Origin of the sequence: Haloarcula sp. CBA1129, assembly GCF_008729015.1 — an archaeon.
Classification (GTDB): Archaea; Halobacteriota; Halobacteria; order Halobacteriales; family Haloarculaceae; genus Haloarcula.
On sequence record NZ_RKSM01000001.1, the window covers coordinates 1,300,271 to 1,316,884 of the forward strand.

The 16,614-nt window shown below is 62.3% G+C and carries 12 protein-coding genes and 1 tRNA gene; 8 read left to right on the forward strand and 5 right to left on the reverse strand.

All coding sequences use genetic code 11. From position 1 onward, the window contains the following. Positions 1-45: 45 nt before the first annotated feature. The 5 genes from Har1129_RS06445 to Har1129_RS06465 all read left to right on the forward strand — a co-directional run bounded on the left by Har1129_RS06445 (position 46) and on the right by Har1129_RS06465 (position 8,213). Positions 46-2,118 carry a PrkA family serine protein kinase gene (locus tag Har1129_RS06445; RefSeq protein ID WP_151099912.1) on the forward strand — a complete coding sequence of 691 codons (2,073 nt, stop codon included), beginning with the start codon at positions 46-48 and terminating at the stop codon, positions 2,116-2,118. Next, the gene (locus Har1129_RS06450; RefSeq protein ID WP_151099913.1) at positions 2,118-4,400 is read left to right on the forward strand and encodes a PrkA family serine protein kinase; all 2,283 of its coding nucleotides are present in this window, start codon (positions 2,118-2,120) and stop codon (positions 4,398-4,400) included. Before Har1129_RS06445 ends, Har1129_RS06450 begins: the two co-directional genes overlap by 1 nt. Continuing rightward, positions 4,391-5,701, forward strand: a complete 1,311-nt coding sequence (locus Har1129_RS06455) for a YeaH/YhbH family protein (RefSeq protein WP_151099914.1) — start codon at positions 4,391-4,393, stop codon at positions 5,699-5,701. Before Har1129_RS06450 ends, Har1129_RS06455 begins: the two co-directional genes overlap by 10 nt. Beyond that, complete coding sequence (locus tag Har1129_RS06460) at positions 5,698-7,737, forward strand: SpoVR family protein (protein ID WP_151099915.1); 2,040 nt, start codon at positions 5,698-5,700, stop codon at positions 7,735-7,737. Before Har1129_RS06455 ends, Har1129_RS06460 begins: the two co-directional genes overlap by 4 nt. A gap of 83 nt (positions 7,738-7,820) precedes the next feature. Continuing rightward, complete coding sequence (locus Har1129_RS06465; RefSeq protein WP_151099916.1) at positions 7,821-8,213, forward strand: secondary thiamine-phosphate synthase enzyme YjbQ; 393 nt, start codon at positions 7,821-7,823, stop codon at positions 8,211-8,213. Between the two features lie 19 nt (positions 8,214-8,232). On the opposite strand, the gene Har1129_RS06470 is transcribed toward Har1129_RS06465, so the two are convergent. Then, complete coding sequence (locus tag Har1129_RS06470; RefSeq protein ID WP_151099917.1) at positions 8,233-10,215, reverse strand: long-chain fatty acid--CoA ligase; 1,983 nt, start codon at positions 10,213-10,215, stop codon at positions 8,233-8,235. 163 nt (positions 10,216-10,378) lie between these two features. Between Har1129_RS06470 and Har1129_RS06475 the strand changes: the two genes are divergently transcribed. After that, on the forward strand, positions 10,379-10,588 hold the full coding sequence (locus Har1129_RS06475) for a hypothetical protein (RefSeq protein WP_151099918.1): 210 nt from the start codon (positions 10,379-10,381) through the stop codon (positions 10,586-10,588). A 95-nt stretch (positions 10,589-10,683) separates the two neighbouring features. On the opposite strand, the gene Har1129_RS06480 is transcribed toward Har1129_RS06475, so the two are convergent. The 4 genes from Har1129_RS06480 to Har1129_RS06495 form a co-directional block, all read right to left on the reverse strand. Further along, complete coding sequence (locus Har1129_RS06480) at positions 10,684-10,863, reverse strand: hypothetical protein (RefSeq protein ID WP_151099919.1); 180 nt, start codon at positions 10,861-10,863, stop codon at positions 10,684-10,686. Positions 10,864-11,001: 138 nt separating this feature from the next. Continuing rightward, positions 11,002-12,183 (reverse strand): bifunctional sugar-1-phosphate nucleotidylyltransferase/acetyltransferase, encoded by a 1,182-nt coding sequence (gene glmU / locus Har1129_RS06485; RefSeq protein ID WP_151099920.1) that lies wholly within the window; start codon positions 12,181-12,183, stop codon positions 11,002-11,004. Between the two features lie 105 nt (positions 12,184-12,288). Beyond that, positions 12,289-12,363, reverse strand: a tRNA-Glu gene (locus tag Har1129_RS06490). A gap of 157 nt (positions 12,364-12,520) precedes the next feature. Then, positions 12,521-14,485, reverse strand: a complete 1,965-nt coding sequence (locus Har1129_RS06495; RefSeq protein ID WP_151099921.1) for a 3-hydroxyacyl-CoA dehydrogenase/enoyl-CoA hydratase family protein — start codon at positions 14,483-14,485, stop codon at positions 12,521-12,523. Positions 14,486-14,598: 113 nt separating this feature from the next. On the opposite strand from Har1129_RS06495, the gene Har1129_RS06500 reads away from it, so the two are divergent. Continuing rightward, positions 14,599-15,756, forward strand: coding sequence for an acyl-CoA dehydrogenase family protein (locus Har1129_RS06500; protein ID WP_151099922.1), 1,158 nt, complete (start codon positions 14,599-14,601; stop codon positions 15,754-15,756). Between the two features lie 275 nt (positions 15,757-16,031). After that, the gene (cysE, locus tag Har1129_RS06505) at positions 16,032-16,589 is read left to right on the forward strand and encodes a serine O-acetyltransferase (RefSeq protein WP_151099923.1); all 558 of its coding nucleotides are present in this window, start codon (positions 16,032-16,034) and stop codon (positions 16,587-16,589) included. Positions 16,590-16,614: the final 25 nt, after the last annotated feature.

Sequence of the window (16,614 nt, forward strand, 5' to 3'; positions counted from 1 at the left end):
GCCGTCCCCCGACAGCCGACGACCACGACGAACTACCGAGAGAGCATGAGCAAGAACAAAGAGACACTCGAAGCGCTGAGCAAGGAGTACCGTGACACGATACCGGCGGACCTCCGGAAGACGAACACGTTCGACTGGTATCTGGAACAGTTGTACGACGAACCAACGATAGCCCGCAACGCCCACCAGCGCGTGGCGGACATGTTCGACTACTACGGCAAGAGCTACGACGAAGAGGCCGGCGTGGTCGAGTACGAACTGGCGAGCGAGGACCCGCTCAACGACGGCGAAAACACGTTCTACGGGCGGGTCATCCACGAGGCCATCCACGAGTTCGTCAACAAAGTCAAATCCGGCGCTCGCGGGCTCGGCCCCGAGAAGCGGATCAAGCTCCTGCTGGGCCCGGTCGGGTCGGGCAAGTCCGACTTCGACCGGCAGGTCCGACGCTACTTCGAGGACTACACGAGCCGGGACGACGGGCGGATGTACACCTTCCGCTGGACGAACCTCTGTGATGTCATCCACGATCAGGATCCCGCCGACGACGTGGTCCGGTCGCCGATGAATCAGGACCCCCTCGTACTGCTTCCCCAAGAGCAGCGGGACAAGGTCATCGAGGACATCAACGCCGAACTCGATGCGCCCTACACCATCCGGAACGAGCAGTCACTGGACCCCGCCTCGGAGTTCTACATGGACCGGCTGCTGGCCGAATACGACGACGACCTCCAGTCCGTGCTGGAGAACCACGTCGAGATCATCCGCTTCGTCGCCGACGAGAACCAGCGCCGCGGGATCGAGACGTTCGAGCCCAAAGACAAGAAGAACCAAGACGAGACCGAACTGACCGGCGACGTCAACTACTCGAAAATCGCCATCTATGGCGAGAGCGACCCGCGGGCGTTCGATTACTCCGGGGCGTTCTGTAATGCCAACCGCGGCATCTTCTCGGGCGAGGAGTTGCTGAAGCTCCAGCGGGAGTTCCTCTATGACTTCCTGCACGCCAGTCAGGAACAGACAATCAAGCCCAAGAACAACCCCCGGATCGACATCGACCAAGTCATCGTCGGCCGGACGAATATGCCAGAGTACCGGGACAAGAAGGGCGACGAGAAGATGGAGGCGTTCAACGACCGGACCAAGCGCATCGACTTCCCGTACGTCCTCCAGTACGAGGCCGAGGCCAACATCTACCAGAAGATGCTGCGCAACGCCGACCTGCCCGACATTCAGGTCGAGCCACACACCCTAGAGATGGCAGGCCTGTTCGGCGTTCTCACCCGCATCGAGGAGCCGGACAACGAGTCTATCGATCTCATCCAGAAGGCCAAAGCCTACAACGGCGAGATCGACGAAGCCGACGACGTCGACGTGAAGAAGCTTCGCGAGGAGGCCGAGAAGATGGCCGACATCGGCGAGGGGATGGACGGCGTCTCCCCGCGGTTCATCGGCGATGAAATCGCTGAGGCCATCATGGACTCGATGCACCGCAGCCGCGATTTCCTCTCGCCGCTGACGACCTTCAATCACCTTGAAGGCAACCTCGAAAACCACGGCTCCATCGACGAGGAATCGTTCAGCAAGTACTACCGCTTCCTCGAACTCGTCCGCGAGGAGTACAAGGAGCGGGCCATCGAGGACGTGCGCCACGCCTTGGCCTACGACATGGACGAGATCCAGCGCCAAGGCGAGAAGTACATGGACCACGTCATGGCCTACATCGACGACGCGACCGTCGAGGACGAACTCACCGGCCGCGAGCAGGAGCCCGACGAGCAGTTCCTGCGCTCCGTCGAGGAGAAACTCAATCTCCCCGAGGACCGCAAGGACGACTTCCGGCAGGAAGTGTCGAACTGGGTGTCCCGCCGCGCCCGCGAGGGTGACACATTCAACCCACAGGACAACGACCGCCTGCGCCGCGCGCTGGAACGCAAGCTCTGGGAAGACAAGAAACACAACATCAACTTCTCCGCGCTGGTCTCCAGCTCGGAGATGGACGACGAGGAGCGCAACCAGTGGATCGACGCCCTCATCGAACAGGGTTACTCCGAGGAGGGTGCCAAGGAAGTGCTTGAGTTCGCTGGTGCGGAGGTCGCCAAAAGCGAGATGGAAGAGTAATGACAGGCCAGGAGTACATCGACCGCGCGGACGAGTCACTCGACGCTGCCTACGAGGCCCCGATGAGCCTCGCGGAGTACGTCGACACCGTCCTCGAAACGCCACAGGTCGCGGCCCACGCCTCGAAGTATCTGCTTGACGCCATCGAAGCCGCGGGGACCCGGATGGTCATCGAGGAAGGCGACGAGAAGGAGCGCTACCGGTTCTTCGACGACCCGTACAACGACGGCGAGCATGCCATCCTCGGAAACACCGAGGTCTTGAACGCCTTCGTCGACGACCTCCGCTCGATTGCGGCGGGTCGGGGGAAAGACGAGAAGATCATCTGGCTGGAGGGGCCGACAGCCACGGGGAAATCCGAACTGAAACGCTGTCTCATCAACGGCCTCCGGGAGTACTCGAAGACGCCAGAAGGGCGGCGCTACACCGTCGAGTGGAACGTCGCCGGAGCGGGCGGCAGCGCCACGAGTATGACTTACGGGAACGCGGCCATCGAGGACGAGGACGACTGGTACGAAAGCCCCGTCCAGGCCCACCCGCTGACGGTGTTCCCCGATGACGTGCGCGCGGACCTGCTCGCCGACATCAACGAGCGCCTCGACGACCATATCCCCATTCGCGTCGACGGCCAGCTCGACCCGTTCTCTCGGGAGGCCTACGACTTCCTCGAAGAGCAGTACCGACGGCAGGGCGAAACAGACCTGTTCTCGGCGGTCACACAGCCCGCCCACCTCCGGGTGAAGAACTTCGTCGTGGACGTGGGACATGGCATCGGCATCCTCCACTCCGAGGACGAGGGCACGCCAAAGGAACGGCTGGTCGGCTCGTGGATGCACGGGATGCTCCGGGAACTCGATTCGCGGGGCCGGAAGAACCCACAGGCGTTCAGCTACGACGGCGTCCTCTCGCAGGGTAACGGCCTGCTGACCGTCGTCGAAGACGCCGCCCAGCACGCCGACCTGCTCCAGAAGCTCCTGAACGTCCCCGACGAGTCCCACGTCAAACTCGACAAGGGCATCGGGATGGACGTGGACACGCAGCTGGTCATCATCTCGAACCCGGATCTGGAAGCCCAGCTGAACAAACACGCCGACCGAGAGGGGCAGGACCCGCTGAAGGCGCTGAAACGCCGGCTCGACAAACACGAGTTCACGTACCTGACGAATCTCTCGCTTGAGGCCCAGCTCCTGCGGCGGGAGCTGACCAACGAGACGCGGGTCTGGGACCCCGAGTCTTGGGACGAACTGGAGACGTGGATTCAGGAGCCATTGACCATCTCGGTCCGGGACGAAGTCGAGACGGCGACCGACAAGGAGCTGGCCCCACACACCATCGAGTCCGCGGCGCTATATGCCGTCGTCTCGCGGCTCGACAGCGCCGAGATTCCGACGGGACTCGATCTCGTCGACAAGGCGCTGCTGTTTGACCGGGGCTACCTGATGGAAGGCGACGAGCGGATCGACATCGACGATTACGACTTAGAAACCACCGCCGAGGACGGCGATCACGGCATCCCAGTCACCTACGTGCGCGACATCATCGCCGACCTGCTACACGAGCCACAGGATCGCCATCACCCCGACCTCCCGGTCGAGCACGTGCTGATGCCGCGGGACGTGCTCAACGCCGTCGCCGAGGGGCTGGAAGACGCCCCGGTGTTCTCCACCGGCGAGGCCACGGAGTACGAGGAACGGGTCGTGACTGTCAAGAACTACATCTTCGGCCAGCAGGAACAGGACGTACTCGACGCGATGATGCGGGACAAGCGCGTCGACGAGGCGACTGTCGAGGAGTACATCGAACACGTCTACGCTTGGGAGTCCGACGACCAGATCGAGAACGAGCGCGGCGAACTCGTCGACCCGGACCCGCTGAAGATGAAGATATTCGAAATCGAGCATCTGGGTCGCTTCGACGAGAAGAACTACGACGGCAACGAGCCCGACCACGCCGTCGAGCAGTTCCGCACGGACAAGATAATCACGGCGTTGAACCGCCACGCGTGGCAGCGCCGCGACGAGGAGTTCCGCGTCAGCGACGTCAACCCCAAGGAGATTCCGGTCATCAACACAGTGCTTGGCAGCTACGACTGGGACGACATCCAGCGGACCTACGAGGACTTCGAGCCCGGACAGTGGGACGAACCGCCGTCCGGAACTGAGACGGCCCGTGTCAAGGCGAAGACGCTGGACAACATGGTCGAGATGTTCGACTACACGCCGGCGTCGGCCGAGCTGACGAGCCGTCACGTTATGAGTCAGGTGAGCTACAGATGGGACTGAAAGACGACCTCGAACGGTACCGCGACGTTGGTGAGGAGCGCCGACAGGACCTCGCCGAGTTCATCCAGTACGGCGACCTCGGCCAGTCTCGGGGCGACTCCGTCCGTATCCCTATCAAAATCGTCGACCTGCCTGAGTTCGAATACGACCAGCGCGACCAAGGCGGGGTCGGTCAGGGCGAGGGGGCTGAAGAGGGCGACCCGGTCGGCCAGCCACAGCCCCAGCCCGGCGACGGTGACGAGGACGGCGACCCCGGCGAGGAAGGCGGCGAACACGAGTACTACGAGATGGACCCCGAGGAGTTCGCCGAGGAGTTAGACGAACAGCTCGGGCTCGACCTCGAACCCAAGGGTAAGAAGGTCATCGAGGAGAAGGAGGGCGACTTCACGGACATCACACGGACCGGTCCCTCCTCGACGCTCGACTTCGAGCGGCTGTTCAAGAAGGGGCTGAAGCGAAAGCTCGCGATGGACTTCGACGAGAACTACGTCCGCGAGGCGCTCAAAGTCGACGGCTGGGGGCCGGCCACCGTCTACGAGTGGACCCGCGAGCAGAACATGCCCGTCTCGAAGGCGTGGATCGACGACGCCTACGAGGAACTGCCCGGCGACGAGAAGGCCGTCTGGGACTCCATCGAGGAGATGGAAGAAAACGTCGAGAAAGTCGAGACCTCACAGCGCATCCGTCAGGAAGGTGTCGATCAGATCCCGTTCCGCCGCGAGGACGAACGCTATCGCTACCCCGAAATCGTCGAGGAGCGCGAGAAGAACGTCGTCGTCGTGAACATCCGGGACGTCTCCGGGTCGATGCGCCAGAAGAAACGCGAGCTCGTCGAGCGGACGTTCACGCCGCTTGACTGGTACCTGACCGGGAAATACGACAACGCCGAGTTCGTCTACATCGCCCACGACGCCGACGCGTGGGAGGTCGACCGCGACGAGTTCTTCGGCATCCGCTCTGGCGGCGGGACCCGCATTTCCAGTGCGTACGAACTCGCCGCCGAAATCCTCGAAGAAGAGTTCCCATGGAGCGAGTGGAACCGCTACGTGTTCGCGGCGGGCGACAGCGAGAACTCCTCGAACGACACCGAGGAGAAGGTCGTCCCGCTGATGGAGCAGATTCCGGCGAACCTCCATGCCTACGTGGAGACCCAGCCCAGCGGGAACGCGATCAACGCCACCCACGCCGAGGAGGTCGAACGCTCTTTCCGCGACGCCGACAACGTCGCGGTCGCGTACGTCTCCTCGCCGGAGGACGTGGTGGACGCCATCTACGACATACTCAGTACGGAGGACCAATGAACGACGATAGATTCGCGAAACAACGCATTGCCGATGACCTCGACGAACCCGTCGAGGAGGCTGGCAATCTCGCCAGAAAGCTCGGGCTGCAACCCTACCCGGTGAACTACTGGATCGTCGACTACGACGAGATGAACGAACTCATCGCCTACGGCGGCTTCCAGCAGCGCTACCCACACTGGCGCTGGGGGATGCAGTACGACCGCCAACAGAAGCAGGGCCAGTTCCTCGGCGGGAAGGCCTTCGAGATCGTCAACAACGACGACCCTTCCCATGCGTTCTTACAGGAGTCGAACACGCTGGCCGACCAGAAGGCGGTTATCACCCACGTCGAGGCCCACGCCGACTTCTTCGCCAACAACGAGTGGTTCCGGATGTTCACCGACGGCTCCTCCCGGACGACGACCGACGACTCCGGTGAGGACCGTCGCCGCGGCCCCGACGCCGCCGGAATGCTCGCTCGCCACGGCGACACCATTCAGGAGTATATGCAGGACCCCGACATCGAACGGGCCGAGGTCGAGCGGTTCATCGACCACGTCCTCTGTCTGGAGGACAACATCGACCAGCACGTCCCCTACAGCCCGGTCGAGACAGTCCCACAGGAGTTCGAAGACATCGAAGGGGCTGACGTGACCGACCAGCTAGAGGATCTGGACCTCTCGGAGGAGGTCAAACGGCAGGTGTTCGACGAGGAGTGGCTGGACGCCCAGCGCGACGACGACGAGAACGTCACCTTCCCCGCCGAGCCCGAGAAGGACGTGCTCGGATTCCTGCGCAAGCACGGGATGCAGTACGACGCGGACGCCGAGCGCGCCACGGAGATGGAGGACTGGCAGATGGACCTGCTCGAACTCCTCCGCCGGGAGGCCCACTACTTTGCGCCGCAGAAAATGACGAAAATAATGAACGAGGGATGGGCCTCTTACTGGGAATCTCTGATGATGACCGGCGAGCGCTTTGCCGGCGACGACGAGTTCATCCTCTACTCGGACCACATGTCGAAGGTACTCGGGTCGGGCGGGCTCAATCCATACAGCCTCGGCTTGGAGATCTGGGAGTACGTCGAAAACACGGAGAACCGCCGCGAGGTCATCGAGCGCCTGCTCCGCGTCGAGGGCATCACTTGGCGGAACTTCGAAGACAGCATCGACTACGAGACGGTACAGGACCACCTCGAACCGCCGGCGTGGCTCACTGACATTCCGAGCCATCTCGATGCCATCGACCCCGAAGACCCGCGGGTCGATAGCGACGGCTTGGCGGCAGCCCGCGACGGCGCGTTCGACGTGGAGCAGTACCCGTGGAAGGTGCTGACCTACGAGGGACTGGCCCAGCGTCACTACTCGCTGGTCAAGCCACAGTACCGTGGGTTCGTCTCCCGGGTCGGTCAGGAGGAACTAGAGCGGACCGCCCGCTACATGTTCGACGACTCGCGCTACGACAGCGTCGAAGCGGCACTGGCTGACGTGGACTACACCCGCGGCTGGGAGCGGATGCGGGAAATCCGCGAGAGCCACAACGACGTGACCTTCCTCGATGAGTTCCTCACTCAGGAGTTCGTCGACGACAACGACTACTTCACCTACGAGTACACCCACGCTTCCGGCGATTACCGCGTGACCTCGACGGACCACGAGGACGTCAAGAAGAAGCTGATGTTGCAGTTCACCAACTTCGGGAAGCCCACCGTCGTCGTCGAGGACGGCAACTACCAGAACCGTAACGAACTGCTGTTGGCCCACCAGTACAACGGCGTGATGCTCGACATCGGACAGGCGAAAGAAGTCCTCAAGCGGACCTTCGAGCTCTGGGGCCGGCCCGTGAACCTCCTGACCATCGTCAAGGAGTTCGACGATCACGACGTGGAGGTCGCCAAGCGCCGTGATCGGGAACCCGAACCCGAGGAGGTCGGGAAGCGAATCCGCTACGATGGCGACGACGTAACCGTCACCGACGTGGACTGGGCCGAGGTCGAACACCTCACGGCGACCGACATCGACTACAACACCAAGCCAGACGAATGGCTTGCCTGACACGGGCTTTGAACGAGGGATATCCGGCTGTCGACGGTGAGCGGAACGGTACGCTTGAGTCCCGTCCGCTCGTGAGCGAAGATATGCCAACGAATCGGTTCACTGTCGCGACTGACGAACAGCTCTCGGTGGTCGATATCACCGACCGGGTCCGGGACGTGATTCCCGACGATGCCGAGGGGACCTGCACCGTTTTCGTCCGTCACACCACTGCAGGAATCACAGTCAACGAGGCCGAGCCGCGACTGCTCGGCGATCTTAGCGATGCACTCGGAGACCTCGTGCCGGACACCGGGTGGGACCACGACGAACTGGACGGCAACGCGGATGCACACGTCCGGGCACTGTTTGTCGGGCCGAGCGAGACGATTCCCGTCCGCGACGGGGGCCTCGATATGGGGACGTGGCAGTCCGTGCTGCTCGTTGACTGCGACGGGCCGCGCGAACGAGCCGTTGACGTGGTCTGTCCCGACTGAGACATCCTATCCCCGTCAGTCAGACAGCCTCGACCTGCTGTTCGCCGTATATCTCTGCGAGTTTCTCGCGGTACGCGCTGCGGATGTTGCGGCGCTTCTTTTTCATCGACGGTGTGAGCAAGTCGTTCTCGGCGGTCCACTCTCTGGAGACGAGTGCGAACGACTTGATCCGCTCGACGCGTTCGAGTTCCTCGTTGACCGCGTCGACTGCGGTCTGGACCCACGCGTGGACCCGTTCGTCATCGACCAGCGTTTCGGGGTCGTCGGGGAGGTCAACGCCCTCGCTGTCGGCCCACCGGCGGAGTTCCTCGAAGTTCGGGACGAGTATCGCGCCGACGAACTTCTGATCGTCGCCGACGACCATGACCTGATCGACCCGGTCGCTCGTCGCGAACTGGTCTTCGATGGGCTGTGGCGCGACGTTTTTGCCCGTGGAGAGGACGAGCAGTTCCTTGAGGCGGTCGTGATAGATGAGAAAGTCGTCGTCGGTCCGCTCGACAATGTCGCCGGTACGGAACCACTGGGTGCCATCGATTTCCGTGAAGGCTCGCGTCGTCGCATCGGGCGCGTTCCAGTATCCTTGAGTGACGTTCGGACCGTCGACAAGCAGTTCGCCGACAGCGCCGGTGACGTCGTCGAACTCGCTGGCGTCGATCACATCAGTATCGATGTGAACATCGACAGCAGGCAGCGGGGCTCCCAGAGTCCCGGGCCGAATGTCTTCCGGCGGATTCACAGTCAGAACCGGCGATGTCTCCGTGAGACCGTACCCTTCGAGTATCGTCAGTCCCATCCCGAGGAACGTCTCACAGAGCGTTTTCGAGAGGCTCCCACCGCCACTGACCATGAACTCGATGTTGCCGCCGAGTCGCTCTTTGACCGTGCTGTAGACGAGGCGGTCCGCGAGCGAGTGCTTCGCAGTGAGTATCGGCCCGGGGTTGTCGGTTCGGGCGTACTCGCGGGCCACGTCCATCGACCAGTCGAAAATCCGCTTTTTCAGCGGGGATTCGCTGGCCTGTGTTCGCATATTGTCGAAAATACGCTCATAGACCCGAGGGACGCTCAGCCCGGTCATCGGTTTGACAGTCTGGAGGTCGTCGGCCAGCGTATCCGGGCTTTCGGCGTAGCTCACGGCCGCGCCGGAGGCGTACATGAAGAAATGGCCCGCAAGGCGTTCGAACACATGGGCCAGCGGGAGGAACGCTATCGAACGCGTGTCCGCGGTAACGGTCGGCAGGTCCGGCGACTTGTCCGGTCGTGGCCCGATTCGCCTGCGCGTCTGATTGACGTTCGCCCGGAAGTTGCGGTGAGTGAGCCGGACCCCTTTCGGCTGGCCAGTCGTCCCCGAGGTGTAGATGAGGCTCGCAAGGTCGTCGGGGTCGCGGTCGTCCAGCCAAGACTGGTACGCTGTTTCACTAAACGTCTCCTCGCCGCGCCTGTACACCGTTTTGAGTGTGTACACGTCCTCGCGGTCGACATCAGTGTCGTCCATGACGACGATGAACGATAGCGAGAGCTCGTCCTCGATAGCCAGAACACGCTCTAGCATCTCAGTGTTCTCCACGACGACGGCGCTCGCCTCTGGGTCCGACAGCAGATACTGCACCTGCTTCGGCGAGGAATCCGTGTACACGGTCGTCACCACCCCACCTGCCGACAGAACGGCAAAGTCACTTAGCGCCCACTCCATCCGCGTGTTGGCTAGGATGCCGACGCGGGCGTCCGCGCCGACACCGAGGTCACGAAACCCTGCGGCCAAGTATTTGACGAGATGATGCATCCGCTCGTAGCTGAGGTCGGCATAGTCGCCGTCGGGAGCCGCCGGTATCACGTCATCAGTCAGTGACCGATCGTAGACGCCACCCTTGTACAGTTGGGCCGTCGTATCGGCGTTCCGCGCAGCGCTCGCAGCGAACATCTCACCCAGCGTGTCGTCGCCGATGACGTCATCAGTGTAGTCTGTCTCGGCCTGCCGCCAATCAAAGTGCTTTCCCGCGGTCATGTCATACTGCAGTGTTCACTAGGCCATCCCAAATATGTGCAGGATGTTAACACCCAATTGGTTTGTCGGAGTTGATTCCATCAACGGTTTTGAAAGAAGAGGCGACGGCGGAGTGGCAAAGTGTCACACCAGAGCTTTGTCATGGTGACGACATAGCCAGCCTATGGTCATCTCGACAGAACCGGCTTGGGGTGATGCTGTGGATCAGTTCGTCAAAGAGTACGAGAGCGCCATCGTGTACGCCGATATCGAGCAAGAGACAGTCCTGCACGAGGGAGCGGTTCGCGTCCTCGCAAACGGTTGGGTCGAACTACCCACAGGACGGCTCCTCTCACCAGACGCTGTCCACCACATCGATACGCAACTGGACTGAGTAGGGCGCTGTTAGCGAAGGAATGCGACTGCTTACCGCATGAGCGAAGTTATCAACGGGCGGTCACCGTTCAGAAGACAGGTAGAACAAACGCGTTACTGCCACTCTAGCTGACAGTCCTCGTTACAGAAGTGGGCTGTCTCGACGCTGCCGTCTTCTATCCATGTAATGACGCGGTGTGTCACTTCGTTAGCGATAGCGTCACCGCAGGTAGCACACTCCGGTGCTTCGTCTTCGTCGATATCCTCGTGGTGATCTGATGTCGGGTCGACCATCTTAGTTGAGAGTGTCTTTCACGCCACTTAATCCCACATACTTACACTGAACATCACGAACATACACGAATGTCGAACCGGTAACAGAAGGCCAGCAGTGAGTCCGTGAGCCGGACGGGCGACCACTATGCGGTCCCGCTATCGGTCCCGTGTGACGGATTCGCCGGGGGTAGACGTCGCGCCCGATGAGAGGACAACGCCGGCGTTCAGGCTCGTGTTGATCGCCGTCTTCGCGCCGTCGCCCGCGACGACGCCGAACTTCCGCCGGCCCGTTGAGACGCGGTCACCTTTCACTGTCATCCGGACCGGGTCGCCGTCGTGGCGGAGGTTGGCGACCTGCGTTCCCGCGCCGAAGTTGACCTCACGGCCGATGACGCTGTCGCCCACATAGGACACATGGGGCACGTTCGAATCGGCCATCAAGACCGTATTTTTGAGTTCGACGCCGTGGCCGACGTGCGTGTCCTCGCCCAGAAGGGTCGCCCCGCGGACGTAGGCGTTCGGTCCGACGTGTGCGCCCGCCCGGACGAGCGCCGGTCCTTCGATAACGACGCCGGGTTCGATGACTGCGCCCTCCTCAACGACGACCTCGCCGCGCAGGTCCGCATCGCCCCGCACCTCACCGGCGAGTCGCCGGTCCAGCTCGCCGAGCTTCCACTCGTTGGCTTCCAGTAGCTCCCATGGACGGCCCACATCCAGCCAGCGGTCGACCTCGACAGCGGTGACCGTCGACGCCTCGATTACTTTCGCGAGGACATCTGTGATTTCGCGCTCTCCGCGGTCGCTGAGTGGCACGTCCAGCCAGTCCCGCGCTTCCGCCGGGAAGACGTACGCCCCGGCGTTCGCCAAGTCCGTCGGCGGGTCGTCCGGCTTCTCGACGATGCCGGTGACGGCATCGCCCGCTGTCGACAGCACGCCGTAGCTCCGGGGGTCGTCCACCTGATAGGCGGCGACCGACGGTGCGGCGTCGAAAAGGCCACTAAGACTCGCTGCGTCATAGAGGTTGTCACCGTTGAGGACTGCGAAGGGACCGTCGAGGTACTCCTTCGCGGCGGCGACGGCGTCAGCGGTCCCCAGTTGCTCTTCTTGGACGGCGAAACTGACCGGGACGCCGTTGTACTCGTCGCCGAAGTACGAGCGGACCGCGTCGGCCTCGTAGCCGACGACGAAGATGAGTTCGTCGGCCCCCGCTTGGATGGCCGTGTCAGCGGTGTGTGCCACCAACGGCCGGTCAGCGACCGGGAGCATCGGCTTCGGTGTGTTGTCTGTCAACGGCCGCATACGCGTCCCCTGCCCCGCCGCGAGTACAACTGCTTGCATGGTCGGTCCGTTGCCCGGCCCGGAAAAATACCTACCGCTGTTGACTCGTTAGGAGAGTATAGCGACGGACAGCAGCCGCTGACTGGTTTGTTTACGACAGTAATGTGCTCGGTCAGGGATTTGAACCCTGGTCCTCGGCTCGAAAGGCCAAGATGATTGGCCGGACTACACCAACCGAGCGTACTCATCCGTTCCGGGTGGACCAATTTAACCCCATCGAAATAGACGCTACCTGAGGATGCGTACCACAGGCGCGGGGCTACCGTACGCAGACTACCCCCGAGACGTCTCCAGCAAAAAGATGCGACGTATTTGCTCGGCGGGCGACTGTCCGCTATTACTTCCCTTCGAAGTCCGGCTCGCCGTCGCCCATGAACGCGTTGATGCCCTCCATCACGTCGTCGGTCCCGATGAGGTGACCGAAGGCCTGTGATTCGACTTCGAGGCCGGCGTCGATGTCGTCACGGCCGGCGAGCATCGCGCGCTTGGTGAGTTTCTGTGCGACCGGCGGGCCGGCGGCCATGTCTTTGGCCAGTTCGAGCGCCTGCTCGTGGAGCGAATCGTTGTCGACGACCTCGTTGATGAAGCCGAACTCGGCCATCTCGTCGGCGTCGTAACGGTCGCCAGTGAAGATAATCTCCTTGGCGCGGCCCTCGCCGACGATGCGGGCAAGACGCTGTGTGCCGCCCCAGCCCGGCAACAGACCGAGATTGTGTTCGGGCTGGCCCAGTTCGGAGCGCTCAGAAGCCACGCGGAGGTCAGCACAGGTCGCCAATTCCATCCCGCCACCCAGCGCGTAGCCGTCGATACCGGCGACGACCGGCATCGAGCACTCTTCGAGCTTGCCGAACGTCTGCTGACCCTTGCGGGAGAGTTCGATAGCGTCCAGTGGCGTCGCGTTCGAGGCCATCGCCTGCACGTCGGCCCCGGCGGAGAACGCCTTGTCGCCGGCCCCGGTCAACAGGATGGCGCGCACCTCGTCGTCGTCTTCGAGCAGGTCGACGGCGTCGGCGAGGTCGTCCATCAGCTCGGGGCTGACGGTGTTCATCCGGTGTGGGCGGTCGAGTTCGATGTGACCGACCATGTCGCCGGGGTATTCGACCGTGACGTTGTCGAACTCGGCGTCACCCTCGTCTTCGCTACCGTAGAAGCCACCGTCCTCTGCGGCCTCTCGAAGGCCGTCAGAGACGGCGTACCGCTCTGCCCCGGTCTCCTCGTGGGTTTCCTCGAGTGTGTCGACAAGCGCCTCAAGGCCAGTCTTGTCGGCGATCTTCGCAGGGCCGTCCGGGAAGCCGCCGCCGAGCTGGACGGCCTGATCGATGTCCGCGACGGGGGCCACGTCGTTCTCGACGAGTTTCCCGACCTCGTTTGCCATCACGGCGACGAGGCGGTGCTCGACATCCTCACGGCCGGCGTCGGTCGGAATGTCGACGCCGCCGTTCTCGTAGTCGTAGAAGCCCTTGCCGGTCTTTTTCCCGAGTTCCTCGTTCTCGACTTTTTCCTCGAGCAACGGACACGGGGCGTACGGCTCGCCCAGCACTTCGTGCATATATTCGAGGACGTGCAGGCCGACGTCGTTACCCACCTGATCCGAGAGTTCGAACGACCCCATCGGCAGGCCCATGTCGAACTTCGTCGTCGAGTCGACCTCGGCGATGGTCGCTACGTCGTCGTGGACGAGCCACGCAGCCTCGTTCATCAGCGGGACGAGAATGCGGTTGACGATGAAGCCCGGCGAGTCCTTGCGGACGCGGACCGGCGTTTTACCGAAGTCTTCGGCAAGCGCCTCGATGGCGTCCAGCGTCCCGTCGCTTGAGTGTGCGCCGGAGATGACTTCGACCAGCTGCATCCGCACCGGCGGATTGAAGAAGTGCATCCCACAGAACTGCTCGGGCCGTTCGGTCACCTCCGACAGCTCCGTAATAGAGAGGCTGGACGTGTTCGTGGCGAAGATAGCGTCCTCGGGCGCGTGCGCTTCGACCTCTGTGTACACGTCCTTCTTGATCTCCATCTTCTCCGGAACGGCTTCGATGACCACGTCGACATCGCGTACCGCTTCCTCGACATCGACAAGCGGCGTCACGCGGTCCAGTGCCGCATCGGCTTCGTCCTGCGTTAGCTGGTCTCTCTCGGCCAGCTTGTTCAGCGACCATTCGATGTTGTCGTAGCCGTCCTCGACGAACTCGTCTTTGATGTCCCGCATCCGCACGTCGTAGCCTGCGAGCGCGGCCACTTCGGTAATTCCATGGCCCATGTTCCCGGCACCGAGCACGGCGATAGTGTCAATATCCTCGAAATCCATGACATATCGTTCCACTGCCGGCCGAGGCTTCAACGTTTCTCTCGTTAGAAAACCACTCTCAAGTTTATTTCGGATTACAAACCATTAATGCATTTCACGTCAACACACCACATATGGACTTCGAACTGACAGAAGAGCAACGACAGATTCAGGACGAGATCGCCCGATTCGCGGAAAACGAAATCAAGCCCGTGGCGACCGAGTACGACACGGAAGAGAAGTTCCCCCGAGAAATCGTCGAGAAGGCCGCCGAAATGGGTCTGACAGGTGCGAACATTCCGCTGGAGTACGGCGGTGCAGGCTACGATACGCTGACAAACGCCATCATCGCCGAGGAACTGTTCGCAGCCGATCCCGGTATCGGCCTGAGCATCCAGTCGGCCGCGTTCGGTGCTGACGCCCTCATCGGGTTCGGCTCAGAGGCCCAGAAAGAGGAGTACTTAGAGCCGGTCGCGACGGGCGACGCCATCATGGGCGCAGCCATCTCCGAGCCCGATACCGGCTCAGACGTGTCGTCCGTGTCGACACAGGCACGAAAAGACGGCGACGACTGGGTCATCAACGGCAACAAAATGTGGATTACCAACGGCTCGGTCGGTGACTACTTTGTCGTGCTCTGTGAGACCGACCCGGACGCAGAGGGACGCTACAACGGCTTCTCGCAAATTCTCGTCGAGTCCGACCGCGACGGGTTCGAGGCCGAGAAGATTACCGGAAAGCTGGGAATTCGCGCGTCGGACACGGCAGAACTCATCCTCAACGACGTGCGCGTCCCCGGGGACAACCTTGTTGGCACGCGCGGGGCCGGCTTCCTCCAGATCATGCAGTTCTTCGACGAGACCCGGACCGGCGTGGCCGCACAGGGTGTCGGTATCGCCCGCGGAGCCGCCGAGCGCGCTCTGGAGTACGCACAGGACCGCGAGCAGTTCGGCCAGTCCATCTCGGAGTTCCAAGCCATCCAGCACAAGCTCGCCGAGATGTTCACCGAAATCGAGGCGGCACGACAGCTCACACACAAGTCCGCATGGAGCGTCGACAACGACGCCGATCAGCTCACCCAGTTGGCCTCGATGGCCAAGGAGAAGGCCTCCCGCGTCGCCGTCGAGACAGCCGACGAGGCCGTCCAGATTCACGGCGGCGCTGGCTACGTCAACGACTTCGATGTCGAGCGGTTCTACCGCGACGCCAAGATCACCCAGATCTACGAGGGGACGACCGAAATCCAGAAGAACATTATCGCCCGGGAACTGCTCGGGAAAGGCATGACCTGAGCACGCTGCAGCGCTCGGCGATACTTCTGTTTCACGAACGGCCGATCCTCTCAGGCGAGACAGTGGGTAAGCGAACCACTGCTTTTTAAGCTACTGACCAAGTAGTTGAGCCAACCATGGGCGACCAAGTCCCACGCCGTGCCACTCGCCCGCTTCAGACTGGAGCCAGTTGCCGCTCTCTCCGTCGCTGTTGTTGTCCCCGGTGACTTCGGTCCGGTGATTCGGACCACGACCGACTGTCTCGTGCGCAGACGATACGCTCACCCACATACATAATGTTAGACCGACTGAAAGCGGATATCCGTACAGCACTCACAAAGGACCCGGCGGCAACGAGCGCCGTGGAGGTCGCACTGACGTACCCCGGCCTGCACGCGATCTGGGCCTATCGGATTGCTCACTGGCTCTGGGGCCACGACCGGACGATGCTTGCCAGACTCATCTCCCATGTCACGAGGTTCCTGACCGGCGTCGAAATCCACCCCGCCGCGGAGATCGGCGAGCGGGTGTTCATCGACCACGGGATGGGCATCGTTATCGGCGAAACGGCCGAGATCGGCGACGACGTGCTCCTGTACCACGGCGTCACCCTCGGCGGCACCTCGATGCGCCGAGAGAAGCGCCACCCGACAGTCGAGGACGGCGCGACCATCGGCGCTGACGCCTCGATAATGGGGCCGATAACCGTCGGTGAGAACGCCTCCGTCGGGGCTGGCGCTGTCGTCGTCGACGACGTGCCCCCGGAGACGACAGTCGTCGGCAACCCGGCGGAGCCGGTCGGTGCTGCCGGTGTCGCCTCACCAAACCCAGACCCAATCATCGCCGACGGCTAACGGCGACAGACACGTTCTTTTCCGT

Bases quoted from the DNA above. Each gene is read 5' to 3' on its own strand.
- Har1129_RS06445 (WP_151099912.1), top strand. From the start codon at position 46: ATGAGCAAGAACAAAGAGACACTCGAAGCGCTGAGCAAGGAGTACCGT.
- Har1129_RS06475 (WP_151099918.1), top strand. From the start codon at position 10,379: ATGGTCATCTCGACAGAACCGGCTTGGGGTGATGCTGTGGATCAGTTC.
- Har1129_RS06495 (WP_151099921.1), bottom strand. From the start codon at position 14,485: ATGGATTTCGAGGATATTGACACTATCGCCGTGCTCGGTGCCGGGAAC.
- Har1129_RS06470 (WP_151099917.1), bottom strand. From the start codon at position 10,215: ATGACCGCGGGAAAGCACTTTGATTGGCGGCAGGCCGAGACAGACTAC.
- Har1129_RS06480 (WP_151099919.1), bottom strand. From the start codon at position 10,863: ATGGTCGACCCGACATCAGATCACCACGAGGATATCGACGAAGACGAA.
- Har1129_RS06500 (WP_151099922.1), top strand. From the start codon at position 14,599: ATGGACTTCGAACTGACAGAAGAGCAACGACAGATTCAGGACGAGATC.
- Har1129_RS06450 (WP_151099913.1), top strand. From the start codon at position 2,118: ATGACAGGCCAGGAGTACATCGACCGCGCGGACGAGTCACTCGACGCT.
- cysE (WP_151099923.1), top strand. From the start codon at position 16,032: ATGTTAGACCGACTGAAAGCGGATATCCGTACAGCACTCACAAAGGAC.
- Har1129_RS06455 (WP_151099914.1), top strand. From the start codon at position 4,391: ATGGGACTGAAAGACGACCTCGAACGGTACCGCGACGTTGGTGAGGAG.
- Har1129_RS06465 (WP_151099916.1), top strand. From the start codon at position 7,821: ATGCCAACGAATCGGTTCACTGTCGCGACTGACGAACAGCTCTCGGTG.
- Har1129_RS06460 (WP_151099915.1), top strand. From the start codon at position 5,698: ATGAACGACGATAGATTCGCGAAACAACGCATTGCCGATGACCTCGAC.
- glmU (WP_151099920.1), bottom strand. From the start codon at position 12,183: ATGCAAGCAGTTGTACTCGCGGCGGGGCAGGGGACGCGTATGCGGCCG.